Origin of the sequence: Streptomyces sp. C1-1, from assembly GCF_050214755.1 — a bacterium.
In the GTDB taxonomy this organism is placed as follows: Bacteria; Actinomycetota; Actinomycetes; order Streptomycetales; family Streptomycetaceae; genus Streptomyces.
Window position 1 is genome coordinate 8569081 of the sequence record NZ_CP189826.1, and the last position, 25359, is coordinate 8594439.

The window sequence follows — 25359 nt, forward strand, 5'->3', positions numbered from 1 at the left end:
TCACAGCTGACCGACGTCGGTGACGCGGACGACCGCACGGCCCTCCGCGTCGGAGGCCGCGAGGTCGATCTCCGCGCTGATGCCCCAGTCGTGGTCGTCGTTCGGGTCGTCGAAGATCTGCCGGACGCGCCAGACGCCCTCCTTGGGCGCCTCCTCGATCACCAGCAGCTTGGGGCCGCGGGCGTCCGGACCGGTACCGAGGTCGTCGTACTCGTCCCAGTACTTGTCCATCGCCTCGCCCCACGCCTCGGCGTCCCAGCCGTACTCGGCGTCCATCTCGCCCAGTTCCTCGACGTGGTCGAGTGCGGCGAGCTCGACACGGCGGAAGAGGGCGTTGCGGACCAGGACTCGGAAGGCGCGTGCGTTGGCGGTCACCGGCTTGACCTCGTCGGCCTTCTCCTGGGCCTCCTCGGCGGTCATCTCCTCCGGGTTCGCCAGCTGCTCCCACTCGTCCAGCAGGCTGGAGTCGACCTGGCGGACCATCTCGCCGAGCCACTCGATCAGGTCCTGCAGGTCCTCGGACTTCAGGTCGTCCGGGATGTTGTGGTCGAGGGTCTTGTAGGCGCTGGCCAGGTAGCGCAGCACGATGCCCTCGGTGCGGGCCAGCTCGTAGAAGGACACCAGCTCCGTGAAGGACATGGCCCGTTCGTACATGTCGCGGATGACGGACTTCGGCGACAGCGGGTGGTCGCCCACCCAGGGATGGCTCTTGCGGTACGTGTTGTAGGCGTGGAAGAGCAGCTCCTCCAGCGGCTTGGGGTAGGAGATGTCCTGGAGGCGCTCCATGCGCTCCTCGTACTCGACGCCGTCCGCCTTCATCGCCGCCACGGCCTCGCCCTTGGCCTTGTTCAGCTGGGCGACGAGGATCTGCCGGGGGTCGTCGAGCGTCGACTCGACGACCGACACCATGTCCAGGGCGTAGGACGGGGAGTCCGGGTCGAGGAGCTCGAACGCGGCGAGCGCGAAGGTGGACAGCGGCTGGTTGAGCGCGAAGTCCTGCTGCAGGTCGACGGTGAGGCGGACGATACGCCCGGTGGGGTCCGGCTTCTCGAGCTTCTCGACGATGCCGCCGTCCAGCAGCGAGCGGTAGATGGCGATCGCCCGCCGGATGTGCCGCAGCTGCTGCTTGCGCGGCTCGTGGTTGTCCTCCAACAGGTGCCGCATGGCGTCGAAGGCGTTGCCCGGGCGGGCGATGACCGACAGCAGCATGGTGTGCGTCACCCGGAAACGCGAGGTCAGCGGCTCAGGCTCGGAGCCGATGAGCTTCTCGAAGGTGTTCTCCGTCCATCCGACGAAGCCCTCCGGCGCCTTCTTGCGGACGACCTTCCGCCGCTTCTTGGGGTCGTCGCCGGCCTTCGCGAGGGCCTTCTCGTTCTCGATGACGTGCTCGGGCCCCTGCGCGACGACGAAGCCCGCCGTGTCGAAGCCCGCCCGCCCGGCCCGGCCGGCGATCTGGTGGAACTCCCGGGCGCGCAGGGTGCGCACGCGGTTGCCGTCGTACTTGGTCAGCGCCGTGAACAGCACCGTGCGGATGGGGACGTTGACGCCGACGCCCAGCGTGTCCGTGCCGCAGATGACCTTCAGCAGACCGGCCTGGGCGAGCTTCTCCACCAGACGCCGGTACTTGGGCAGCATGCCGGCGTGGTGGACGCCGATTCCGTGCCGGACGTAGCGGGAGAGGTTGCGGCCGAACTTGGTGGTGAAGCGGAAGTTGCCGATCAGTTCGGCGATCTGCTCCTTCTCCTCCTTCGAGCACATGTTGATGCTCATCAGCGCCTGCGCCCGCTCCACCGCCTGCGCCTGGGTGAAGTGCACGATGTAGACCGGCGCCTGCCTGGTCTGCAACAGGTCGGTGAGGGTCTCGGTGAGCGGCGTGAGCCGGTACTCGTAGGAGAGGGGAACCGGGCGGGTCGCCGAGCGGACCACCGAGGTGGGGCGGCCGGTGCGGCGCGTGAGGTCCTGCTCGAAGAAGGAGACGTCGCCCAGCGTCGCCGACATCAGGATGAACTGCGCCTGCGGCAGCTCCAGGATCGGGATCTGCCAGGCCCAGCCGCGGTCGCCCTCGGCGTAGAAGTGGAACTCGTCCATGACGACCTGGCCGACGTCGGCGTCCTTGCCGTCGCGCAGCGCGATCGACGCCAGCACCTCCGCGGTGCAGCAGATCACCGGCGCGTCGGCGTTGACGGAGGCGTCGCCGGTCAGCATGCCGACGTTCTCGGTGCCGAAGAGTTTGCACAGCTCGAAGAACTTCTCCGAGACCAGCGCCTTGATCGGCGCCGTGTAGAAGGTGACCTCGTCGCGGGCCAGGGCCGCGAAGTGGGCGCCCGCCGCGATCATGCTCTTGCCGGAGCCGGTGGGCGTCGACACGATCACGTTCGCGCCGGAGACCACCTCGATCAGCGCCTCCTCCTGGTGGGGGTAGAGCGTCAGGCCGCGCTCCTGGGTCCACGACTCGAAGGCTTCGTAGAGAGCGTCGGGGTCGGCGGTCGGCGGCAGCTGATCGATGAGTGTCACGCACCCATCTTGCCTGGCGTCCTCCTTCATGGGGGAATCGGCTGCAGGTACGAAGATCACGAGCAGTACGCTGTGACGCCGACGGAGCGTCAGCGCACCCGGTCAACTGGACAGCGGCACACGAGGAATGGGGCGGGCAACGGCCATGATGGGACCAGCACACTCACTGTCGGGGGCCGCGGCCTGGCTCGGCGTCGGTGCGGCGGCCGCCGCGACCGGGCACTCGATGCCCTGGCCGGTCCTCCTCGTCGGTGCCCTGATCTGCGCCGGAGCGGCTCTCGCGCCGGACCTGGACCACAAGGCGGCCACCATCTCCCGCTCCTTCGGGCCCCTGTCCCGCTGGCTGTGCGAGATCGTCGACAAGCTGTCCTACGCGGTCTACAAGTCGACAAAGAAGCAGGGCGACCCGCGCCGGTCCGGCGGCCACCGCACGCTCACCCACACCTGGCTGTGGGCGGTGCTGATCGGTGCGGGTTCGTCGGCAGCGGCCATCACCGGTGGCCGCTGGGCGGTGCTGGCCATCCTCTTCGTCCACATGGTGCTGGCCATCGAGGGGCTGCTGTGGCGGGCGGCGCGCGGCTCCAGCAGCGACGTGCTGGTCTGGCTGCTTGCCGCGACCAGCGCCTGGATCCTCGCCGGGGTCCTGGACAAGCCGGGCAACGGCTCCCACTGGCTGTTCACCGAGCCGGGCCAGGCGTACCTGTGGCTGGGGCTGCCGATCGTGCTGGGCGCGCTGGTGCACGACATCGGGGACGCGCTGACTGTCTCCGGCTGCCCGATCCTGTGGCCGATCCCGGTCGGCCGCAAGCGCTGGTACCCGATCGGCCCGCCGAAGGTGATGCGGTTCCGGGCGGGCAGCTGGGTCGAGCTGAAGGTGCTGATGCCGGTGTTCATGCTGCTGGGCGGGGTGGGCTGCGCGGCGGCACTGAACTTCATCTGAGGCAGCCGGCCCCGCTGCGGAAGGGGCCGCCGGGGCGGGCACGGCCGCAGGGCTCAGCCGTCGCCACCCTGGCCTTGGCCCGACCCGCCGCCGTAGCGCCGCTCGAACTGGGCGATGCGGCCCTCCGAGTCCACGGTCCGTGCCTTGCCGGTGTAGAAGGGGTGGCTCTCCGAGGAGATCTCGACGTCCACCACCGGGTAGGTCTCGCCGTCGTCCCAGTCGATGGTCTGGTCGCTGGTGGCGGTGGACCGGGTCAGGAAGGCGTAGCCCGCGGCGCGGTCCCGGAAGACGACCGAGTGGTAGTCGGGGTGCTTGTCCTGCTGCATACGTGCTCCTCGTGCGCAGTGGGCGCGGCGGACGGGTCAGCCGTAGAGGGAATCCTCGTCGACGATGTGCATGGCCGCCTCCTCGGCGGAGGCCGCGGCGCCGTCGATGCCCACATCGGTGGCGATCAGGGCGCTCTCCTCGTCCTCGTGCGCCCCTTCGTCGGGGGCCACGAGGCGGCCGGAGCGCACGGCACCGACCTCGTTGTCCAGCAGCTCCCCGTCGGTGCCGTCGCAGTCGCCGAGGCCGTCTCCGTCGGGCGCGGCGAGGTCCGGGAGCTCCTCGGCCAGACGCTCTTCCAGCGTCTCCCCGTGGTGCCGCTCCGCCGCCGTCACATCGGCGCGCTCCACCGCCCAGGGCCGGTCCGGAGGGGACCAGCCGCGGTCGAGGGGGTCGTCGACACCGTCGTACTCCAGGGTGTCCTCGGAGTCGAGCAGCCCGGTGTCCTCCCGCTGGTCGGATCCGTCGGGCTGGTAGACGTCGTCTCCCCATCCCTCGGCGCTGTTCACGGGGTACCTCCAGGTGCTGGGGACGGGCCCGTTCCGGTCAGGCCCGGCGTCGGGCCGCCGGTGCGCGGGGCACAGGCCATGCCCGTGCGGACCGCAGGGTCCTCGGGGCACTCCCCGAGCCGGTGCCGGTATCCAGACTTCCACTCTCGATCGGCACCGCGCAACGGCACGGCCCGAGGAGGCCGGGGACCATGGGCGACGGGCCCGCGTGGCACCTCCCGCGCCACTCGGCCCCGTGCCCTCGGCCCTGCGCCCCACGTCCCCGCGCCCCGTGTCCCTCGGCCCTGGGGCACACCGCCACCCGCCCTGGCCTCACCCGTGCCAGGACCGCCACAGCGCCGCGTAGGCGCCCTGGGCGGCCACCAGCTCGTCGTGGCTGCCGAGCTCGCTGATGCGACCGTTCTCGACCACGGCGATCACATCCGCGTCGTGCGCGGTGTGCAGACGGTGGGCGATGGCGACCACCGTGCGCCCGTCCAGGACGCGGGCCAGGGAGCGCTCCAGATGCCGGGCCGCACGCGGGTCCAGCAGGGAGGTCGCCTCGTCCAGGACCAGCGTGTGCGGGTCCGCCAGCACGAGACGGGCCAGCGCGATCTGCTGGGCCTGGGCCGGGGTGAGCGCCAGGCCGCCGGAGCCGACCTCGGTGTCCAGACCGTCGTCCAGCGCCGTGGCCCAGCCGTCCGCGTCGACCGCGCCCAGTGCCGCCCACAGCTCGGCGTCGTCGGCGTCGGTCCGGGCGAGCAGGAGGTTGTCGCGCAGGGAGCCCACGAAGACGTGGTGCTCCTGGTTGACGAGGGCCACATGGGAGCGGACGCGTTCGGCGGGCATCCGGGACAGTTCCGCACCGCCCAGGACGACCTCGCCGGTCCGCGGGGCGTAGATCCCGGCGAGCAGCCTGCCCAGGGTGGACTTGCCCGCGCCCGAGGGGCCGACCAGGGCCAGCCGGGTGCCGGGAGCGACGTCCAGGGACACCTGGCGCAACACGTCCACGCCCTCGCGGTAGCCGAAGTGCACCCGGTCGGCGTGCAGGTCACGGCCCTCCGGGGAGAGCGCGTCCTCCCCGGCGTCCGGTTCGATGTCCCGGACCCCGACGAGGCGGGCCAGCGACACCTGGGCCACCTGCAGTTCGTCGTACCAGCGCAGGATGAGGTTCACCGGGTCGACGAGCATCTGCGCGATCAGCGCGCCCGTCGTCAGCTGGCCCACCCCGATCCAGCCCCGCAGGACGAACCAGCCGCCGATCATCAGGACCGACGCGAGGACCGTCACATGCGTGAAGTTGATGACCGGGAAGAGCACCGACCGCAGCCACAGCGTGTAGCGCTCCCACGCGGTCCACTCGCGCACCCGGCGGTCCGACAGCTCGATCCGGCGGCCGCCCAGGCGATGGGCCTCGACCGTGCGGCCGGCGTCGACCGTCTCGGCGAGAGCGGCGGCCACCGCGGCGTACCCGGCGGCCTCGGAGCGGTAGCCGCGGGGCGCCCGCTTGAAGTACCAGCGGCAGCCGATCACCAGCAGCGGCACGGCGACCAGCACGGCGGGCGCCAGCGGCGGCACCGTGACGACGAGGCCGCCGAGCAGCAGCACCGCCCACACCACGCCGATCGCCAGCTGCGGCACGGCCTCGCGCATCGCGTTGGCGAGCCGGTCGATGTCGGTGGTGATGCGGGAGAGCAGGTCGCCCGTGCCGGCCCGCTCCAGGACACCCGGCGGCAGCCCGACGGACCGCACCAGGAAGTCCTCGCGCAGGTCGGCCAGCATCCGCTCACCAAGCATCGCCCCGCGCAGCCGCACCTGCCGCACGAAGACGGCCTGCACGGCAAGCGCCAGCACGAACAGCGAGACGGTGAGGGGGAGATGGAGTTCCCGGGCGCCGTCCGAGACCCGCTCGACGAGGTCGCCCAGCAGCCACGGGCCCGCCAGCGAGGCCAGGACGGACACCGTGTTGACGGCGATCAGGACCAGGAAGGCACGGCGGTGCCGGCGGAACAGCTCGGCCACGTAGGCACGTACGGTCGCCGGGGCGCCGACGGGCAGGGTGTTCGCCGTGGTCGGGGCCGCCGGATCGTAGGCCGGTGGCGCCACGCCGATCATGCTGTCTCCTCGATCTCTTCCAGTGCGTTCAGTTTCTCGAGCGCGCCGTTCAGGGCGGCCTCTTCGTCGGTCTCGCGGGTCACGACCGCCCGGTACCGGGGTTCGGTGTGCACCAGTTCGCGGTGCACGCCGATCGCCGCGACCTCGCCCTCGTGCACGAGCACGACCCGCTCCGCGCGGTCCAGCAGCAGCGGCGAGGAGGTGAAGACCACCGTCGTGCGCCCCTGTCGCAGAGCGCGCAGTCCTTCGGCGATCCGCGCCTCGGTGTGCGAGTCCACGGCCGAGGTCGGCTCGTCCAGGACCAGCACCTCGGGGTCGGTGACCAGCGACCGGGCCAGGGCGAGCCGCTGGCGCTGCCCGCCGGACAGGGACCGTCCGCGTTCGGTGATCCGGACGTCCATCGGGTCCTCGGCGTTCAACGACCCCTGCGCCAGGGCCTCCAGGACGTCCGCGCACTGGGCGGCCGCCAGCGCGTCCCGCGCGGTGACGGCACCGGAGGCGGGCACGTCCAGCAGCTCGCGCAGCGAACCGGACAGCAGCACCGGGTCCTTGTCCTGGACCAGCACGGCCGCGCGGGCGGTGTCCAGGGGCAGTTCGTCGAGGGGCACCCCGTCCAGCAGCACCGACGTGCCCGGCTCGGCGGGGTGTCCGCCCAGCCGTTCGGCGAGCAGTCCCGCCGCGTCCGGGTCGCCGCACACCACCGCGGTGAGCCGGCCCGCCGGGGCCAGCAGACCGGTCGCGGGGTCGTACAGATCGCCGGCCGGTGCGTCGCCCTGCCGCGCGCCGCCCGTGTCCGTGGCCCGCTCCAGCGACAGCACGCGTGCCGCCCGCTCGGCCGAGGGCCGCGAGAAGGAGTACGCCATCGCGATCTCCTCGAAGTGGCGCAGCGGATAGGTCAGGACCATCACCGAGCTGTAGACGGTGACCAGTTCGCCGATGGTGATGCGGCCCTGCCGGGCCAGATGGACGCCGTACCAGACCACGGCGATCAGCAGCAGACCCGGCAGCAGGACCTGGATCGCGGAGATCAGGGACCACATGCGGGCGCTGCGCACGGCGGCGTGGCGGACCTCCTGGGAGGCACGGCGGTAGCGGTCGAGGAAGAGTTCCTCGCCGCCGATGCCGCGCAGCACGCGCAGTCCGGCGACGGTGTCCGAGGCGAGTTCGGTGGCCCGTCCGGCCTTCTCGCGCTGGACGTCGGCCCGGCGGGTGGCGCGGGGCAGCAGCGGCAGCACCGCCACCGCCAGCAGGGGCAGTCCGACGGCGACCACCGCGCCGAGGGCGGGCTGGTAGACCAGCAGGGCGACGCAGACGATCACGACGGTGGTGGCGGCCGCGGTGAACCGGGAGACGGCCTCCACGAACCAGCCGATCTTCTCGACATCGCCGGTGGACACGGCCACGACCTCACCGGCCGCCACCCGCCGGGTCAGGGCCGAGCCGAGCACGGCGGCCTTGCGGGCGAGCAGCTGCTGGACGCGGGCGGCGGCCGTGATCCAGTTGGTGACGGCTGCCCGGTGCAGGAAGGTGTCGCCGACCGCGACGCACACGCCGACGAGCAGCAGCAGACCGCCGGTCAGTGCCAGTCGGCGGCCGGAGCGGTCGACCACGGCCTGGACGGCGAGACCCACGCAGAACGGCAGCGCGGAGACGGCCACGAAGTGCAGCAGCCCCCAGGCCAGGGACTTGAACTGGCCGCCCAGTTGGTTGCGGCCCAGCCACCACAGGAACCGGGGACCCGAGCGGGCGTCCGGCACACCCGGATCGGGATACGGAAGGTCTTGGATCTGCATGACGACTGCGTCCCAGTGGCTCGTGTCAAGGGTGGGTGGAAACCGCGTTCGGCGGCAGCAAACCGTGACAGGTTCGCCTCGCAGCGTGGTCAATGGCAAACGGTTTTCCCCGCCGCCGTACAAAATGGGGCGATGCGAATGAACGGTGCGCCGCGCGCGGCGATCGCGTTGGCGGCCGTGGGGACACTGCTCGCCGCACTGGCGGCGTGCGGCGACGCCCGGCACGGCGGCCCACCACGACAAGCCGGACGGACAGGTGCCGCGGGCAAGGCGGCCGACACCCCCGCGCACCACGGCATCCCGGGCGTCGGCGAGCGGCTGGGGCAGCTCATCCCCACCGACACCGGCCAGGTCGTCGCCGTCTACGGAGAGGGCAGGGACTCGCCCGACTCGAAGGCCGTCCTGTACACGAGACGCGGCTCGGCATGGGAGGAGACCCGCAGTTGGCCGGCGCACAACGGCAAGAGGGGCTGGACGGCCGACCACCACGAGGGCGACCGGCGCAGCCCCGTCGGCGTGTTCACCCTCACCGACGCGGGTGGGGTCCTGCCCGATCCCGGCGCCGGACTGCCGTACACGCGCGACGCGTCCTTCGCGGCCCCGCGCTGGTGGGCCGAGTCGCACTGGCACGACTTCGACTACGTCATCGCCATCGACTACAACCGCGTCAAGGGCACCCCGCCCGACGACCCGGCCCGCCCCGAGGGCGAGTCCAAGGGCGGCGGCATCTGGCTGCACATGGACCACGGCAGCGGCACCTCCGCCTGCGTCAGCCTGTCGAGGGCGGCGATGGAGTACCTGCTGCGCACGCTGGACCCGGACCGGCACCCGGTGGTGGTGATGGGGGACAGGGCCGACCTGGAACGCTAGTCCCCGCGCCGGAGGCCTCATTGCCACACGGTGCCGACTCGCCGTAGAACACCGGCCATGAAGAGACGGATCGTCATGTCCATGCTTGCCGGAGCGACCCTCCTGGCGAGCACCCTCCTCGGGGCCGCCCCGGCGCAGTCCGCCGACGTGCCCGCCGAGTTCGGCACCGACTGGCACGACCCGGTGACCGCGGCGCCGCCGGTCGAGAAGCCGTCCGGCAAGTCCTGCCAAGTCACCCTCGCCGAGGCGCAGTTCCGGGACTTCACCCCGTACCGCGGCACGTACGCCCCGCCGAAGGGCTGCGGCGACCGCTGGAGCAAGGTGGTGCTGCGGCTGGACGGCAAGGTCAAGGGCCGGCAGTACGACCGGCTCGGCTATCTGCACGTCGGCGGGGTCGAGATCCTGCGCACGTCGACGCCGGAGCCCTCGCCCGACGGCATCGGGTGGTCCGTCGAGAAGGACGTCACGCGCTACAGCGACACCTTCCGCCGCGCGCAGGACGTCGAGATGCTCATCGGGAACGTCGTCGACGACACCTACACGGGCGTGATCGACGTCAAGGTGACGCTGACCTTCTACGCCGGGAAACCGGCCGCCGCACCCGACCGCGTCCTCACCCTCGGGGAGGGCGACGCCCTCACCACCCCGCGCAACAGCGAGCGCATCGTCGCCGAGGTGTACGCCACCGGATCGGGCGGCGGCTGCGAGGAGTTCTGGTATCTGGCGGTGCCGGACAAGGCGCCGTACTCCTGCCAGGCCGACGGCGGGCCCTACCGTGAGGTGCAGATCAAGGTGGACGGGCAACTGGCCGGGATCGCCGCGCCGTTCCCGCACGTGTGGACCGGCGGCTGGTCGAATCCCTTCCTCTGGTACGTCGTTCCGGGGCCGCGCGCCTTCGACGTCAAGCCGATCGAGTACGACCTGACCCCCTTCGCCGGGCTGCTGAACGACGGCCGGCCGCACCGCCTCGACGTCTCGGTCGTCGGTGTGCCCGAGGGGCAGAGCGGCTGGAGCGCGCCGGTCGACGTGCTCGTGTGGCAGGACGCGAAGAGCTCCCACGTGACCGGCAAGCTCACCGCGCACGAGGTCGGCGATCTCGCCAACTCCTCCACGTACACGGCCGGTTCGCCGGAGCGGGTGGACACCGACGCCGGTCACCGGCTGACCGTGGCCGGCTACGTGGACACCTCGCACGGCCGGGTGACGACCACCGTGAGCCGCTCGCTCGCGAACACCTCCAGGCACGTGTGGACCGACGGTGAGAACACGGACGCCCTCGACGCCAGGTGGACGGACGACGAGTCGGTCACCGTCGACGGCCGCGGCCCGGCCCGCACGACGGCCACGCACCGGACGTACACCATGGACGGCTCGATCACGATCGGCGCGGACGACCGGCTGCGCACCGTGCTGACCCTCGGCGACCGGGCCGCGGTCGTCGGGTCGTCCGGCGGCCGGCGGACCGTCCGGTCGCGTCTCGACGACACCGTCTCCGGTGACGCCTCCTGGACGCTGAACGTGCCGCGCGACCAGCGCCACGCGGTCGGCACGACGAGCGAGCGCTACCGGCTGCACGGCTCCGGCGGCTGCTACGACCGCACCCTCACGGCCGTCCAGGGGGTGCTCACGGAGGACCGGAACGACTGCTGAGTCGGGTGTGTGCGGTGCGCCACATGCGGTGTGATTTACGGGGCTGAAACACGCAGGTCGCTTGCGTGATCAACGGCACCTCCAGAGTGATCGGCACGGAAGCAGCTTTCCGTATCGCAGAAGTAACCGCTCTCCTCCCGGACTTCTGCGTACCGCCGTCCCCCTCAAGGAGTGCCCGTGCCGTCGTCCGTCCCCTCCACCCCGCGACGCCTCGCACGCACGCTGCGTACCTCGTTGTTCGCGCAGGTCCTCTGCGCGCTCGTACTCGGAATCGTCGTCGGGCGGCTGTGGCCCGGCTTCGCCGCGGACCTGCAGCCGCTCGGCGACGGTTTCACCCGGCTCATCAAGACGATCATCACGCCGCTGGTGTTCTGCGTGGTCGTCGTCGGCATCGCGAAGGCCGGTGACCTGAAGGCGTTCGGCCGGATCGGGCTGAAGGCGCTCGTCTGGTTCGAGGTCGCCAGCACGCTCGCCCTGATCATCGGGCTCCTCGCCGCCAATGCCGTCCAGCCCGGCTCGGGCATGCACGTCGACCCGTCCACGCTCAGCGCCAAGGCGGTCGACGAGAAGACCGGCGGCGGATCGCTGCCGTCGACGACCGAGTTCGTCCTGAACGCGCTCCCGACCAGTTTCCTCGGCGCCTTCGCCGAGAACTCCCTGCTCCAGGTCCTCGTCCTGGCCTGTCTGGTCGGCGCCGCGCTGCTGCACCTCGGCCACACCAGGGTTCCGCAGGTACTGCCCGCGATCGAGCAGGCGCAGGAGGTCGTCTTCGCCGTCGTCGGTTTCGTCATGCGACTCGCCCCGATCGCCGTATTCGGCGCGATGGCCGTTCTGATCGGCCAGTACGGGCTCGGTGTGATCGAGACGTACGCCAAGCTGATCGTTCTCTGCTACGCCGCCGCCGCGCTGTTCGTCGTCCTGCTCGCGGTCGCCCTGCGCGTGGTCACCGGGCTGAGCCTGTGGAAGTTCCTGCGCTACATCCGCGAGGAGATGCTGCTGGCGCTCGGCACCGCGTCCACCGAGTCCGTGCTGCCGCGCGTGATGCAGAAGCTGCGGCGGGCCGGCGCCCGCGACGATGCCGTGGGCCTGGTGCTTCCCACCGGCTACTCCTTCAACCTCGACGGCGCCTCGCTCTACCTCTCCATCGGCACCCTGTTCATCGCTCAGGCCGTCGGCGTCGAACTGAGCCCCGGCCAGCAGATCACCGTGGTCGTGGTGCTGATGCTCACCAGCAAGGGCATGGCGGGCATCCCCGGTTCGGCCTTCCTCGCCCTGTCCGCCACGGCGAGTTCGCTGGGCGCGATCCCGGCCGGCGCGGTGGCGCTGCTGCTGGGCGTGGACCGGATCATGGACTCGATGCGGGTGGTGACGAACCTGCTCGGCAACTGTGTCGCGGTGTTCGCGGTGGCGCGGTGGGAGGGGGCGCTGGATCTGGAGCGGGCGAGGAAGGTGCTGGACGGCGAGGTCGTCGCCGACGAGGAGGCGGTGCCGGTGGCTGTCGCCCAGTAGCCAACGGGTTCCTGTTTCGCGGCGGGCGCGGGTGGTCGGTGGCCGGTCGCGCAATTCCCCGCGCCCCTCCAGGGACGTGCTGTGGTCCCACCTCAGGGGCGGGAATTGCGCGACCGGCCCCCGCGCACCCGCGCCCGCCCACGTGCCGCACCCGCCGGAGGCTATCCGCAGTGCCGGCTCCCCTCCGGAGCCCCGTCCACCAGCGTGTCCAGCAAGCCGCCCAGCACCTCGCGCTGCGCCTCCGTCAGCGGCGCGAGGATCTCCTGCGCGGCCGACCTCCGCGCGCCCCGCAGCTCGCGCAGCGCCTTGCGGCCGTCGTCCGTGAGCTCGATCCGGATCACCCGGCGGTTCGTCGGATCCGGCACCCGGCGCACCTTGCCGCTCGCCTCCAGGCCGTCGACCAGGGACGTCACCGCCCGAGGGACCACCTCCAGGCGCTCGGCGAGATCGGCCATGCGCGGTGGTGCGCTGTAGTGCGCCAGGGTGCGCAGCAGCCGGGACTGGGCCGGGGTGACGCCCATGCCGCACTGCTCGATGTGCCGCTTCTGGATGCGGTGGACCCGGCGGGTGAAGCGCAGCAGCTGCTCGGCGAGCAGGCCGTCGGGATCGGGGGTGGTCATGAGGGGAACAATATCAGGAGGCAGTTCATTGTGAACATAGGTAACAATGAGCTAAGCTCCGCCAGTCTTCATCCTCACCGTTCCCTCACCTCACGCAGGAGCCCATGCATCCCGATCGAGAACCCCGCTGGACACCGCCGGCCGACGCCAAGGAGCAACCCCGGCAGGTGCGGCGCATCCTGAACCTCTTCCGTCCCTACCGGGGACGCCTGGCGGTCGTCGGCCTCCTGGTCGGCGCCGCGTCCCTCGTCTCCGTGGCCACGCCCTTCCTGCTGAAGGCGACCCTCGACGTCGCCATCCCGCAGGGCCGCACGGGCCTGCTCAGTCTGCTCGCGCTCGGCATGATCGTCAGCGCCGTGCTGACCAGCGTCTTCGGCGTGCTGCAGACGCTGATCTCCACGACCGTCGGCCAGCGCGTCATGCACGATCTGCGCACCTCCGTCTACGGCCGCCTGCAGCGCATGTCGCTGGCGTTCTTCACCCGCACGCGCACCGGCGAGGTGCAGTCGCGCATCGCCAACGACATCGGCGGCATGCAGGCGACCGTCACGTCGACCGCCACCTCCCTGGTCTCCAACGTGACCAGCGTGGTCGCCACGATCGTCGCGATGGTCGCCCTCGACTGGCGCCTGACCCTCGTCTCCCTGCTGCTGCTCCCGGTCTTCGTCTGGATCAGCCGCCGCGTCGGCAACGAACGCAAGAAGATCACCACGCAGCGCCAGAAGCAGATGGCCGCGATGGCCGCGACGGTCACCGAGTCGCTCTCCGTCAGCGGCATCCTGCTCGGCCGCACCATGGGCCGCTCCGACTCGCTGACGCAGTCCTTCGCCGAGGAGTCCGAGGGCCTGGTCGACCTCGAAGTGCGGTCGAACATGGCCGGGCGCTGGCGCATGGCCGTCATCACGATCGTCATGGCCGCCATGCCGGCCGTCATCTACTGGACCGCGGGCATCGCGCTCCAGGCGGGCGGCCCGGACATCTCCATCGGCACGATCGTCGCCTTCGTCTCGCTCCAGCAGGGCCTGTTCCGGCCGTCCGTGAGCCTGCTGTCGACCGGCGTGCAGATCCAGAGCTCGCTCGCGCTCTTCCAGCGCATCTTCGAGTACCTGGACCTGCCCATCGACATCACCGAACGGGACGAGCCGGTCCACCTCGACCGGATCAGGGGCGAGGTCCGCTTCGAGGACGTCGAGTTCCGCTACGACGACCAGGGCGCCCCGATCCTCGACGGCATCGACATCTCCGTCCCCGCCGGCAGCAGCCTCGCGGTCGTCGGTCCGACCGGCGCCGGGAAGTCGACGCTCGGCTATCTCGTCCCCCGCCTGTACGACGTCACCGGCGGCCGGGTCACCCTGGACGGCGTGGACGTGCGCGACCTCGACTTCGACACCCTCGCCCGCGCGGTCGGCGTCGTCTCCCAGGAGACGTACCTCTTCCACGCCTCCGTCGCGGACAACCTGCGCTTCGCCAAGCCCGACGCCACCGACGAGGAACTGCACGCGGCGGCGAAGGCGGCCCAGATCCACGACCACATCGCGGCCCTGCCCGACGGCTACGACACGGTCGTCGGTGAGCGCGGCCACCGCTTCTCCGGCGGCGAGAAACAGCGCCTGGCCATCGCCCGCACCATCCTGCGCGATCCGCCGGTGCTCATCCTCGACGAGGCGACGAGCGCCCTCGACACGCGCACCGAGGCGGCCGTCCAGGAGGCGATCGACGCCCTGTCGGCCAACCGCACCACGCTGACCATCGCCCATCGCCTGTCCACCGTCCGCGCCGCCGACCAGATCGTGGTCCTCGACTCCGGGCGGGTGGCCGAGCGGGGCACGCACGAGCAACTGCTCGACCGTGACGGCCGGTACGCGGCGCTCGTACGCCGGGATGCCCAACTGGAACCGACAAGCTGAAAATATGCCGGGATTGTGACGATATGCGGGTTAACGTGCCCGCATGTACCTGAACACTCCGCCACGGAGAACGATTCGACTGACGCGCAGGGGCCGGCTCGCCCTCATCGCGACCGGAGCCGTCGTGGCCGGCACCGCCGTGGCGGTGCCGCTGCTGAGCGTGGAGAGGGAGAAGGACGCCAAGCCCACGACCTTGGTGATCCCGGAGGGCTGGCGTGCGGGGCAGGTCTACGACGCCGTGGACAAGGCACTCGCCCTGCCTCCGGGCAGCACCAGGAACTCCCTGGCCAAGGCGAAGCTGAAGCTCCCGAGTGACGCCGAGGGCAACCCGGAGGGCTACCTCTTCCCGGCGACGTACCCGCTGCAGCCGGGCGGGAGGAAGGCGACGCCCGAGGCCCTGCTGTCCTCCATGGTCGCCACCGCCGACAAGAGGTTCAACGGCGCCCCGGTCGCGGCCGGCGCCCAGCGCAACGCGATGAACGTCTACCAGGCGGTCACCATCGCCAGCATCGTGCAGGCCGAGGCCGCCTCCAAGGCGGACATGGGCAAGGTGGCGCGGGTCATCTTCAACCGGCTCGAGCGCGGGATGCCGCTGCAGATGGACTCCACCATCAACTACGCGCTGAACCGCTCCACGCTCAGGACGAACGCCAACGACACCCGGATCGACAGCCCCTACAACTCCTACCAGCGCATGGGCCTGCCGCCCACGCCCATCGACAACCCGGGCGAGGCCGCGATGCGCGCCGCGATCAACCCGGCCCCGGGGGACTGGCTGTACTTCGTGACGGTCAAGCCCGGCGACACACGCTTCACCGCTGACTTCGCCCAACACCAGCGCAATGTGGCCGAGTTCAACGCCCAGCGGAAGAGCGCGAGCCCGGCCAGGTGAATCCGGTGGAACGTCAGGCGGCCACCGGCTCGCTCGCCAGCAGCCGCCTGATGTCCCGTACGGCCGCGCGGCCGGCGCGGTTGGCGCCGATGGTGCTGGCCGACGGGCCGTAGCCGACGAGATGGACGCGGGGGTCCGCCACCGCGCGTGTGCCGTCGACGCGGATTCCGCCGCCGGGCTCGCGCAGCCGCAGCGGCGCCAGGTGGTCGATGACGGCCCGGAATCCGGTGGCCCACAGGATGACGTCCGCCTCGATGTGCCGTCCGTCGGCCCACGTCACGCCGTCCGGCGTGATCCGGTCGAACATGGGCCGGCGGTCGAGGACCCCGTCCGCGAGGCCCTGCCGGATCGCGTCGTTGAGCGGCAGCCCGGTCACCGAGACCACGCTCCGGGGCGGCAGCCCCTGACGCACCCGCTCCTCCACGAGAGCGACGGCCGCGCGGCCCACCTCCTCGGTGAAGGGGCCCTCCCGGAAGACGGGCGGACGCCGGGTGACCCAGGTGGTTGCGGCCGCGTGGCCGGCGATCTCCAGCAGATGCTGGGTGCCCGAGGCCCCGCCGCCCACCACGATCACCCGCCGGCCCGCGAACCACTCGGGCCCGGGGTACTGCGCGGTGTGCAACTGCCGCCCCAGGAACGTCTCCTGGCCCGGATAGCGCGGCCAGAACGGCCGGTTCCAGGTGCCGGTGGCGTTGATCAGCGCCCGGGTGGACCAGGTGCCGTCCGAGGTCTCGACGAGCAGCCGCCCGGCCTCGCCCTCGCGCACGGCCCGCACGTCGACGGGCCGGTGCACGCGCAGGTCGAAGCGGCGCTCGTAGGCCTCGAAGTACTCGGTGATGACTTCGGCGGACGGGCGCGCGGGGTCGGCGTCCGCCAGTTCCATGCCCGGCAGCGAGTGCATCCCGTGGACCTTGCCGTACGTCAGCGACGGCCAGCGGAACTGCCAGGCTCCACCCGGTCCGGGGGAGTGGTCGAGGACGACGAAGTCCCGCTCCGGTTCGAAACCGGAGCGGCGCAGGTGATAGGCGCTGGACAGACCGGCCTGACCGGCACCTGTGACGACGACCTCGACCTCGCGCGTGTTGTTCACCTTTCTACCAACCCTGGAGGGCTCGAGGATCTTCCCCCTGATCGCCCTCGGGCGCGCGCGGCGGCGGATGGGTCAGGATGGGGGCATGTCAGATGCCTTCACCACCCGAGTCCTGAACATCACCACCGGCTCCGCGGAGAGGGTGGTCGACCTGACCCGAGACTGCGAGGCCTTCCTGCGCGAGGTGGCCCGCGGGCGCGACGGCCTGCTGAACCTCTTCGTGCCCCACGCGACGGCCGGCATCGCCATCATCGAGACCGGCGCCGGGAGCGACGACGACCTGCTCGCCGCCCTGCACACCATCCTCCCGGCCGACGACCGCTGGCAGCACCGCCACGGCAGCCCCGGCCACGGCCGCGACCATGTCCTGCCGGCCTTCGTGCCGCCCCACGCGACGCTGCCCGTGGTCGACGGCGGACTGGAGCTGGGGACCTGGCAGTCGGTGTGCCTGGTGGATACGAACAGGGATAATGCGGAGCGGAAGGTGCGTTTCTCGTTTCTTGCGGGCTCCTGACTGCAACCTCGGTCTCTGGGCGACTTGCGGCGTGGCGGGCACCCGTGAATGTGCGAAGTAGGCCCGATCCGTCTCGCGTCCGGTGACGTCCTGCCGTCGGAGCCGTTCCAGCCTGGGAGCGGTGAGTACAGATGAGTCCGAGTTCCGGCGATGCCGCGAATCGCGCGCCGACCGGCGTCGGCAACGGGCCCGCCGTCTCCCGTCGGGAGTTCGACGCACTCTTCGAGGCGGTTCGCACGTGGGGTCGCTGGTCCCCGGCCGACCGCGGTGCCTGGAACCGGGTCACCGCGGACCATGTGCGGCGGGCCGCAGCGCGCGTGCGGACCGGGACGGTCGTCCCGCTGGCGCTGCCGTGGAACACCCGGCCCGGCCCCGGCAACCGCAGGCCTGCCCTGCACCACATGACCGACCTCGGTGACGTGGAGGCGCCGGAACCCTCCACCCACAAGGACTTCATCGCCGCCGACTACCACGGCAAGGGCATCACCCATCTCGACGCGCTGTGCCACATCGCCTATCGGGGGCAGCTCTACGACGGCCGCACGGCACACGAGGTCGTCGATGCCGCAGGCGCCCGCTTCGGCGCGGTGTCGACGCTCGGGTCCCTCGTCACGAGGGGAGTGCTCCTCGACCTGCCCGCCGTCCTCGGGATCCACTGGTTGGAGCCGGGGCAAGCGGTGCACGCGAGGGACATCGTCGTTGCGGAGAAGGCGCTCGACGTGACGATCGGCGATGGCGACGCGCTGCTGCTGCGCTCCGGACACGTCCGGCGCCGCGAGGAACTCGGCGCCTGGGACCCCGACACGGCCAGCGCGGGCTTTCATGTGGACGCCCTGCCGCTGCTGGCCGAGCGTGGCATCGCGCTGCTCGGCGGAGACGGCGACAGTGATGTGCGGCCCTCACCCGTGGACGGCGTGCACTCGCCGGTCCACGCCCTGGCTGTGGCCGCGATGGGGGTGCCACTGCTGGACAACCTCGACCTGGAAGCGCTGTCGGCCGCGACCGCGACGGCGGGGCGCTACGACTTCATGCTCGTCGTGGCGCCGCTGAACGTTCCGGGCGGGACGGGCTCGCCCGTCAACCCGGTCGCGGTCCTGTGACGCCGATCCGGTCCGGTCACCGTGTGTGAGGGGCCTTGTGAACGGTGACTCGCGCCTCCGATACCCGTATCCTCGTCCATATCGGGCATTTCGGAAGGGTTGACTGTCGAAGGCGCGAGTGAGGCGGAGCGTGGTTCGGGCCAGCGAAGATCCGATACCGGCGGGGCGTGCGCCAGGCGGCACGGGGCCCGCCAGTTTCCGCGAGCGGTTCCTGCAGGGGGAGCCGGTCGAGACGGGCGTGCGCACGTCGATCCTGAATTCCTGGCGGCGCTGCCGGACCCTGGGGCTGTCGCCGGACCAGTCCGACCTTCCCTTCCGGGAGGACTTCGAACCGGACGGACGGCTCGTCCGCGCGGCCGTTCCGGTGCTCGACCGGCTGCAGGCCATGTTCGCCGGCAGCGCGATGAACATCTCCGTCGCCGATGCGAGCGGGACGGTTCTCCTGCGCCGTTTCGGAGAAGCGTCGCTGGCCAGAGTTCTCCCGGCCATCCAGAGTGTCCCCGGGTTCGTGTTCGCCGAGAAGGTCGCAGGTACCAACGGCATCGGTCTCGCCCTGGCCGAGCGCCAACCCATCCGGGTCTACGGTGCCGAGCACTTCGCCGAGCGCTCCCAGGGCAGTGCCTGCCGCGCGCTTCCCGTCCGCGACCCGCTCAGCGGCCGCATCGAGGGCGTCCTGTGCTTCGGCTATCCGCGCAGCGCCGAGGACCCGGCGCTGGACACCGTCATACGCAAGGCGGCCGAGACCATCGAGCGGCGGCTGCTGGGGCAGAGTTCCTCGCGTGAGCGCGCTCTGCTGCGGGCGTACCTGGACAGCGGAGCCGAAGCCGCCGCAGGTTTTCGGCACCGCACAGGGGTGCGGGAACTGGCCGTGGAGATGAGCCCCCGCGACCGGGCGATCCTCATGGAGAAGGCCGCCGAGCTGATCGCCTGCGCGCAGCGGGCCTGTGTCGACGTGCCCCTGTCCGACGGCCGTCGGGTCACACTCGTGAGCCGGCCGATGACGAGTGCCTCCGGAGTGGAGGGCTTCGCCATCGAGGCCGTTGTCGCCGGTCCCTCACCGCGCGAGCCCCTCGCCCTCCCGCATCAGGTCCACGAGCCGCTGGGCCGCCCTGCCGAGCTTGCCGTCGCCACCTCCCTCACGTTCTCCGGGGCCGTTCCCGACGTGACGCCCGGGCAGCTCCACGTCACCCCGCCGTCGGAGTATCTTCCCGGCACGGAGCGCGGCCCCGTCGCCGTGGGCGTCGATCGCGTCACGGCCGGCGACGGCACGACGGACGAGCACCCCGACTCCCCGCCCCCGGCGAGAGCGCTCATGATGGTGGGGGAGCCGCACGTGGGGACCTACGCCCTGGCCGCGCGCCGCCGCCTGGAATTGTTGTCCGAGGCCGGCGTCCGCATAGGCACCACCCTGGATGTGCGCAGTACCGCCCGGGAGCTCGCCGAGGCGGCGGTGCCGCAACTGGCCGACTTCGTCACCATCGACCTGCCGGAAGCCGTACTCCGCGGCGAGGAGTCCGCCGATCCCCGCAGTGACCTACGCCGTACGGTGGTCCACGGCATCCGTGACGACTGTCCCTTCCACCCGGCCGGCAAGCAGGTCGACTACGGTCCGGCGATGCCGCAGTCGCGGTGTCTGACGAGCGGCCAGGCAGTGCTGGAACCGGACCTGAAGGCTGCCGCGGGCTGGTTCGCGCAGGACCCTGAGCACTCCGCACAGCTGCTGAGCCACGTCCACTCCCTCATCGCGGTGCCCCTGGTCGCCCGCGGCGCGGTCCTGGGCGTGGCCGGCTTCTACCGCGCGCGGGGCTCGCCACCGTTCGGGGACGACGACCGGTCGCTGGCCCAGGAACTGGCCGCCCGTGCCGCACTGTCCATCGACAACGCCCGGCGCTACACGCGCGAACGCGCCATGGTCCTGGCCCTGCAGCGCAGCCTGCTCCCGCACGGTGTGCCGGACCAGGACGCCGTCGAAGTCGCCCATCGCTATCTGCCCGCCGAATCCGACGTGGGAGGGGACTGGTACGACGTCATACCCCTGTCCGGCAGCCGCATCGGGCTCTTCGTCGGCGACGTCGTCGGCCACGGCATGCTCTCCGCCGCCACCATGGGGCGGCTGCGCACGGCCGCCCGCAGTTTCGCCGAACTCGACTTCCCCCCGGACGAGGTCCTCACCCACCTCGACAAACTCGTGGGACGCCTGGACCGGGAGGACCCCGGCGCCGTGGACGCAGGCATCATCGGCGCGACCTGTCTCTACGCCATCTACGACCCGACCACACAGCAGTGCACCATGGCCCGCGCCGGCCATCCCCCGCCCGCTCTGGTCCGCCCCGACGGCACCGTGTGGTTCCCCGACCTGCCCGCCGGACCGCCGCTCGGCCTCGGCGGTCTGCCGTTCGAAGCCGCCGAGCTCGACCTCCCTGAGAACAGCCAGCTGGTCCTCTACACCGACGGGCTCATCGAGGACCGTCACCGCGACGTCGACGTGGTCCTCGATCAGCTGCGCGCCACGCTGGCCCAGGCGAACGGCACGCCCGACGAGACCTGCGAGGCGGTACTCGACACGGTGGCCCCCGCCCACCCCCTCGACGACATCGCCCTGCTCGTCGCCCGCACCCACGCCCTGGACCCCCAGCGGATCGCCACCTGGGACCTGCCCGCGGATCCGGCCCTGGTCAGCGAGGTGCGCGCCTCCGCCACCCGGCAACTGACCGACTGGGGACTCGACGAGGTCGCGTTCGCCGTTGAACTGGTGCTCAGCGAGCTGGTCACGAACGCCATCCGCCACGGCGCAGGGCCCATCCGGGTACGGCTGCTCCACGACCGCGTCCTGATCTGCGAGGTCTCCGACACCAGCAACACCGCCCCGCACCTGCGCCGAGCGGCCGGCACCGACGAGGGCGGCCGCGGCCTGTTCCTCGTCGCGCAGCTGACGCAGAGCTGGGGCACGCGCTACACCCAGCAGGGCAAGGTCATCTGGGCCGAATGCGGGCTCGAGGGGGCCTGAGGCGCCGACCCCGGCGATTCGCTGCTCCGTTGGGGTCACAGAGAGTGGCCAGATGTCCAAAGATATGCGACATGTTCCGCTAATGTCATGGATGCGCATCGGGAAGAACACGACAGGTCCAACCCCGGAGAGGTCCGTGCACGAGGCCCACGACACCGCTGCGCATGCGGTCCCGCCCTTCGGGGCGGAACCTCTGGTCCGTGTCCGCGGACTTGCCAAGCGCTTCGGGGGAACCCTCGCGCTCGCCGGGGTCGACCTCGATGTCCACGCCGGCAGCGTCCTCGCCCTCCTTGGTCCCAACGGAGCCGGGAAGTCCACGCTCATCAAGGTGCTCGCCGGCGTCCACCGCGCCGACTCGGGGCAGGTCACCGTGGCCGGGCACCCGCTCGGGAGTCACGCCGCTTCCCGCCACATGTCCTTCATCCATCAGGATCTCGGCCTGGTGGAGTGGATGACGGTAGCCGAGAACATCGCTCTGAGCACCGGGTATCCGCGCCGCGCCGGACTGATCTCCTGGCGGCTCACCCGAGAACACTGCACCGAGGCCCTGCGGGTCGTCGCCGGACATCTCGACCCCGACACGCCGATCTCCCTCCTCGCCCCGGCCGAGCGTTCGCTCGTCGCCGTCGCACGAGCCCTGGCGGCCCGGGCGAGACTCATCGTCCTCGACGAGCCGACCGCCCGCCTGCCCGCCGCGGACTGCGCCCGGCTGTTCCGGGTGCTGCACACCCTGCGCGACCGGGGGCACGGCATCCTCTACGTCAGCCATCGCCTGGACGAGGTGTACGAGGTCGCCGACACCTTCGCCGTGCTGCGCGACGGACGCCTGGTCAGCCACGGCTCGCCGGCGAGCCACACTCCTGCCCGCCTGGTGCGCGCCATCACCGGCGAGGCGCCGACCGATCACCGCCCCGCCGCCACCCCGGCCGGCGGCCCGGCCATCCTGACCCTGGACGGGGTGCGCACCCCCGACGCGGGACCGGTCAGTCTGGAGCTCAGGCGGGGGGAAGTCCTCGGCCTGGTCGGCCTCACGGGCGCCGGACACATGGGCCTCGCCCGAGCCGTCGCGGGCGCCCGGCCCCTCCTCGGTGGACGGGCCCTTCTCGGCGGTCGCCCGTACCGTCCCCGTACGGTCGCGGACGCCGTCGGACGGGGTGTCGCCCTCGTCCCCGGTGACAGACAGCGCGAGGGTAGCCTCGCCGAGCTGACCGTACGGGAGAACCTCCTGGCCAACCCTCGGGCGGGAGGCATGTCGGCGCTGTGCTGGATCAGCCCCCGCCGCGAACGCGCCGAGGCCGGCACCCTGATCGAACGGTTCTCGGTGCGTCCCGACGACAGCGAGGCTGCCATCGCCACCCTGTCCGGGGGGAACCAGCAGAAGGTCATGATCGGCCGGTGGCTGCGGCTGGCCCTGCGCCTGCTGATCCTCGAGGAACCGACGGCGAGCGTGGACATCGGTGCCAAGGCCGCGATCCACCGCCTGCTCGACGAGGCGCTCGCCGCCGGCCTCGCGGTCCTCCTCATCTCCAGCGACTTCGAGGAGGTCGTCGGCGTGTGTCGGCGCGCCCTGGTCTTCGTCCGCGGATCCGTGACGACCGAGCTGACCGGCCCGGCCCTCACGGTCACCGAGCTCACGCGGGCGGCTTCGGCCCTGCCCTCCTCCGGAACCGCGGCGAATCCGTGACCGGCTCCCCCTCTCCGGCTGCGCCCCCGCCACGGCCGCGTCGCTCGGGACCACCGAGGCGACTCGCCCGACTGCACGGCCGTAGCGGGCAACTCATCGGCGCCTACGGCCTCCTGACCCTCACCGCCCTGCTCTTCCTGATCTTCTCCCTCACCCTGCCGCGTACCTTTCCCACCCGGGACACCGTCGACTCGATCCTGTCCAACCAGTCGATCCCGGCCGTCCTCGCACTCGCCGCGATGGTCCCCATCGTGACCGGCGCGTTCGACCTCTCCATCGGCTACGGTCTCGGCCTGGCGCACGTCATGGTGATGCAGCTCGTCGTGGGCGACGGGTGGCCCTGGCCGCTCGCCTGCCTCACGGTGATCGCCGGAGGGGGCGTCGTGGGCGTCCTCAACGGTGTCGTCGTCGAATTCGGACGGATCGATTCGTTCATCGCCACGCTCGGAACCGGCAGCATGATGTACGCGGTGACCGGATGGGTCACCGGCGGCGGCCGGATCGTCCCCGGCCCGCAAGGCCTCCCGGCCGCCTTCACCGACATCTACGACTCGACGTTCCTCGGCCTGCCGGTTCCCGCCTTCTACGTGCTCGCGCTCGCGGTCGCCCTCTGGGTGGTTCTGGAGCGGCTGCCGCTCGGCAGGTACCTGTACGTCGTCGGGTCGAACCCGCGCGCCGCCGACCTGGTCGGCATCCCGACCCGCAAGTACACCGTCTACGCCTTCGCCGCGTCGGGACTGATCGTCGGCTTCGACGGAGTGCTGCTCGCGGCCCAGCAGCAGATCGGCAATCCCAGCGTCGGCCTCGACTACCTGCTGCCCGCGTTCGTCGGGGCCCTCCTCGGCTCCACCGCCATCAAACCCGGGCGCCCCAACGCCCTGGGCACCCTCGTCGCCGTCGCCGTCCTCGCCGTCGGCCTCACGGGCATCGCCCAGATGGGCGGCGACTTCTGGACGGTCCCGTTGTTCTACGGCGGCACCCTGCTCCTCGCCGTCGGACTGGCCGGCTACTCCGCTCGTCGCCGACTGCGCACCGGTGCGGTCGTCGCCCGCGATTCGCCCGCCGCGACACAGGACGACGGCACGCCGGGCAGCCCTCCATGACCCACGCCGCGGGCACCGCGAGAGTGCCCGGGCGGCATCCTCCGCAAGGAGCTTCCGTGCACCGCAACCGCAACCGCAACACCCCCACCGTCCGCAACACGCGGTCCACTGCCACCGCCCTGGTGGTCGCGGTCGTCGTGCTGGCCGGCTGTGAACGCGGCTCGTCGAGCGGCCCGGCGCACTCCACCTCGGGTCCGAGCGGCTGCCCCGCGGCCCAGACCAGGGCCCAGGCCGCCGTCAGCCGGGCGGAGCGGACCGACATCCCCTGGAACGGACCGACCAGCGGTCCCACCGCGGTGGCCGGCAAGACCATCGTCTACGTCGCCCAGACCATGACCAATCCCGGAGTCGCGGGCGCCGCGGACAGCGTGCGGAAAGCCGCGCGCGTCATCGGCTGGCACGTCCGGGTGATCGACGGTGGCGGCACGCCCGCCGGCGTCCAGGCGGCGATGAGCGAGGCCGTGGACGTCAGACCCTCGGGCATCGTCATCGGGGGCTTCGACCCGGGCTCGACCTCGCAGCAGGTGGCGCGTGCGAACGCGGCAGGCATCCCGCTCATCGGCTGGCACGCGGTCGCTTCCCCCGGCCCCAGCCGGCGCCCCAGGCTCTTCACCAACGTCACCACCAAAGTCGAGGACGTGGCCAGAGCCAGTGCGCAGTGGGTCATCTCGAGCTCCGACGGCACAGCCGGGGCCGTGGTCTTCACCGATGCCTCGATCCCCTTCGCCAAGTACAAGTCCGACCTGATCAGGAAGGAGCTGGCCACCTGCGCGGGGGTAAAGCTGCTGGCGTACGAGAACATCCCGATCCCGGATGCAAGCAGCCGCACGCCTCGGGAGATCTCCTCACTGCTCTCCCGCTTCCAGGGGAGATGGACCCACTCCGTCGCCATCAACGACCTGTACTTCGCCGATGCCGCCCCGGCGTTCCGCGCGGCCGGCAAGAAGGGTTCCGGCCCGCCCTTCAACATCGGCGCCGGCGACGGCGACCCCTCCGCCTTCCAGCGCATCAACAGCAAGCAGTACCAGGCGGCCACCGTGCCAGAGCCGCTGTCCCTGCAGGGCTGGCAGATCGTCGACGAGTTCAATCGCGCCTTCTCCGGCCGGCCGGCCAGCGGGTATGTGGCCCCCGTCCACATCAGCACGGCCGACAACAGCCACGGCGCCACGACCTGGGATCCGGCGGGATACCGGGAGGCGTACCGGAAGATCTGGGGCACGTGACAGTGGCGGCGGGGAC

At 71.5% G+C, this 25359-nt stretch carries 19 protein-coding genes; 12 read left to right on the plus strand and 7 right to left on the minus strand.

The genetic code is table 11. The annotated features are described in order from the left end of the window. Complete coding sequence (locus ACQF4J_RS39020) at positions 1–2514, minus strand: DEAD/DEAH box helicase (protein WP_351575524.1); 2514 nt, start codon at positions 2512–2514, stop codon at positions 1–3. 145 nt (positions 2515–2659) lie between these two features. Between ACQF4J_RS39020 and ACQF4J_RS39025 the strand changes: the two genes are divergently transcribed. Next, the gene (locus ACQF4J_RS39025; RefSeq protein ID WP_351575527.1) at positions 2660–3454 is read left to right on the plus strand and encodes a metal-dependent hydrolase; all 795 of its coding nucleotides are present in this window, start codon (positions 2660–2662) and stop codon (positions 3452–3454) included. Between the two features lie 53 nt (positions 3455–3507). Here ACQF4J_RS39025 and ACQF4J_RS39030 read toward each other — a convergent pair whose 3' ends face one another. The 4 genes from ACQF4J_RS39030 to ACQF4J_RS39045 form a co-directional block, all read right to left on the minus strand. Continuing rightward, entirely contained in the window at positions 3508–3780 is a 273-nt protein-coding gene (locus ACQF4J_RS39030) for a type B 50S ribosomal protein L31 (RefSeq protein WP_351575530.1), read from the minus strand. Positions 3781–3816: 36 nt separating this feature from the next. Next, the gene (locus tag ACQF4J_RS39035) at positions 3817–4287 is read right to left on the minus strand and encodes a DUF5709 domain-containing protein (protein ID WP_351575533.1); all 471 of its coding nucleotides are present in this window, start codon (positions 4285–4287) and stop codon (positions 3817–3819) included. A gap of 312 nt (positions 4288–4599) precedes the next feature. Continuing rightward, positions 4600–6381: an ABC transporter ATP-binding protein gene (locus ACQF4J_RS39040; RefSeq protein ID WP_351575536.1), complete on the minus strand. Its 1782-nt coding sequence runs from the start codon at positions 6379–6381 to the stop codon at positions 4600–4602. Beyond that, positions 6378–8174, minus strand: a complete 1797-nt coding sequence (locus ACQF4J_RS39045) for an ABC transporter transmembrane domain-containing protein (RefSeq protein ID WP_427167859.1) — start codon at positions 8172–8174, stop codon at positions 6378–6380. The genes ACQF4J_RS39040 and ACQF4J_RS39045 overlap by 4 nt, the downstream gene beginning before the upstream one ends. A 132-nt stretch (positions 8175–8306) precedes the next feature. On the opposite strand from ACQF4J_RS39045, the gene ACQF4J_RS39050 reads away from it, so the two are divergent. The 3 genes from ACQF4J_RS39050 to ACQF4J_RS39060 all read left to right on the plus strand — a co-directional run bounded on the left by ACQF4J_RS39050 (position 8307) and on the right by ACQF4J_RS39060 (position 12203). Beyond that, positions 8307–9044: a L,D-transpeptidase family protein gene (locus tag ACQF4J_RS39050; protein ID WP_427167860.1), complete on the plus strand. Its 738-nt coding sequence runs from the start codon at positions 8307–8309 to the stop codon at positions 9042–9044. 57 nt (positions 9045–9101) lie between these two features. Next, positions 9102–10694, plus strand: coding sequence for a peptide-N4-asparagine amidase (locus tag ACQF4J_RS39055; protein ID WP_427167861.1), 1593 nt, complete (start codon positions 9102–9104; stop codon positions 10692–10694). A 177-nt stretch (positions 10695–10871) separates the two neighbouring features. Beyond that, a complete protein-coding gene (locus tag ACQF4J_RS39060; protein ID WP_427167862.1) occupies positions 10872–12203 on the plus strand; it encodes a cation:dicarboxylate symporter family transporter in 1332 nt (443 codons plus the stop codon). Between the two features lie 161 nt (positions 12204–12364). On the opposite strand, the gene ACQF4J_RS39065 is transcribed toward ACQF4J_RS39060, so the two are convergent. Next, entirely contained in the window at positions 12365–12823 is a 459-nt protein-coding gene (locus ACQF4J_RS39065; protein WP_351575556.1) for a MarR family winged helix-turn-helix transcriptional regulator, read from the minus strand. Positions 12824–12927: 104 nt separating this feature from the next. On the opposite strand from ACQF4J_RS39065, the gene ACQF4J_RS39070 reads away from it, so the two are divergent. After that, positions 12928–14730 (plus strand): ABC transporter ATP-binding protein, encoded by a 1803-nt coding sequence (locus ACQF4J_RS39070; protein WP_351575559.1) that lies wholly within the window; start codon positions 12928–12930, stop codon positions 14728–14730. Between the two features lie 43 nt (positions 14731–14773). Next, entirely contained in the window at positions 14774–15622 is an 849-nt protein-coding gene (mltG, locus tag ACQF4J_RS39075) for an endolytic transglycosylase MltG (RefSeq protein WP_427167864.1), read from the plus strand. Positions 15623–15635: 13 nt separating this feature from the next. Here mltG and ACQF4J_RS39080 read toward each other — a convergent pair whose 3' ends face one another. Next, positions 15636–16712: an NAD(P)-binding domain-containing protein gene (locus ACQF4J_RS39080; RefSeq protein ID WP_427167865.1), complete on the minus strand. Its 1077-nt coding sequence runs from the start codon at positions 16710–16712 to the stop codon at positions 15636–15638. Positions 16713–16797: 85 nt separating this feature from the next. Here ACQF4J_RS39080 and ACQF4J_RS39085 point away from each other — a divergent pair, with 85 nt between their 5' ends. The 6 genes from ACQF4J_RS39085 (at position 16798) to ACQF4J_RS39110 (ending at position 25343) form a co-directional block, all read left to right on the plus strand. Next, positions 16798–17226, plus strand: a complete 429-nt coding sequence (locus tag ACQF4J_RS39085) for a YjbQ family protein (RefSeq protein WP_351802591.1) — start codon at positions 16798–16800, stop codon at positions 17224–17226. 131 nt (positions 17227–17357) lie between these two features. Then, complete coding sequence (locus ACQF4J_RS39090) at positions 17358–18326, plus strand: cyclase family protein (protein ID WP_427167866.1); 969 nt, start codon at positions 17358–17360, stop codon at positions 18324–18326. Positions 18327–18456: 130 nt separating this feature from the next. Next, on the plus strand, positions 18457–21333 hold the full coding sequence (locus ACQF4J_RS39095) for a SpoIIE family protein phosphatase (protein WP_427167867.1): 2877 nt from the start codon (positions 18457–18459) through the stop codon (positions 21331–21333). A 136-nt stretch (positions 21334–21469) separates the two neighbouring features. Then, positions 21470–23017, plus strand: coding sequence for a sugar ABC transporter ATP-binding protein (locus tag ACQF4J_RS39100; protein ID WP_351575576.1), 1548 nt, complete (start codon positions 21470–21472; stop codon positions 23015–23017). Next, positions 23014–24120, plus strand: coding sequence for an ABC transporter permease (locus ACQF4J_RS39105; RefSeq protein WP_427167868.1), 1107 nt, complete (start codon positions 23014–23016; stop codon positions 24118–24120). Before ACQF4J_RS39100 ends, ACQF4J_RS39105 begins: the two co-directional genes overlap by 4 nt. Before the next feature lie 56 nt (positions 24121–24176). Further along, positions 24177–25343, plus strand: a complete 1167-nt coding sequence (locus ACQF4J_RS39110) for a substrate-binding domain-containing protein (RefSeq protein WP_427167869.1) — start codon at positions 24177–24179, stop codon at positions 25341–25343. Positions 25344–25359: the final 16 nt, after the last annotated feature.

Bases quoted from the DNA above. Each gene is read 5' to 3' on its own strand.
- ACQF4J_RS39025 (WP_351575527.1), top strand. From the start codon at position 2,660: ATGATGGGACCAGCACACTCACTGTCGGGGGCCGCGGCCTGGCTCGGC.
- ACQF4J_RS39030 (WP_351575530.1), bottom strand. From the start codon at position 3,780: ATGCAGCAGGACAAGCACCCCGACTACCACTCGGTCGTCTTCCGGGAC.
- ACQF4J_RS39040 (WP_351575536.1), bottom strand. From the start codon at position 6,381: ATGATCGGCGTGGCGCCACCGGCCTACGATCCGGCGGCCCCGACCACG.
- ACQF4J_RS39045 (WP_427167859.1), bottom strand. From the start codon at position 8,174: ATGCAGATCCAAGACCTTCCGTATCCCGATCCGGGTGTGCCGGACGCC.
- ACQF4J_RS39050 (WP_427167860.1), top strand. From the start codon at position 8,307: ATGCGAATGAACGGTGCGCCGCGCGCGGCGATCGCGTTGGCGGCCGTG.
- ACQF4J_RS39055 (WP_427167861.1), top strand. From the start codon at position 9,102: ATGAAGAGACGGATCGTCATGTCCATGCTTGCCGGAGCGACCCTCCTG.
- ACQF4J_RS39065 (WP_351575556.1), bottom strand. From the start codon at position 12,823: ATGACCACCCCCGATCCCGACGGCCTGCTCGCCGAGCAGCTGCTGCGC.
- ACQF4J_RS39070 (WP_351575559.1), top strand. From the start codon at position 12,928: ATGCATCCCGATCGAGAACCCCGCTGGACACCGCCGGCCGACGCCAAG.
- mltG (WP_427167864.1), top strand. From the start codon at position 14,774: ATGTACCTGAACACTCCGCCACGGAGAACGATTCGACTGACGCGCAGG.
- ACQF4J_RS39085 (WP_351802591.1), top strand. From the start codon at position 16,798: ATGTCAGATGCCTTCACCACCCGAGTCCTGAACATCACCACCGGCTCC.
- ACQF4J_RS39090 (WP_427167866.1), top strand. From the start codon at position 17,358: ATGAGTCCGAGTTCCGGCGATGCCGCGAATCGCGCGCCGACCGGCGTC.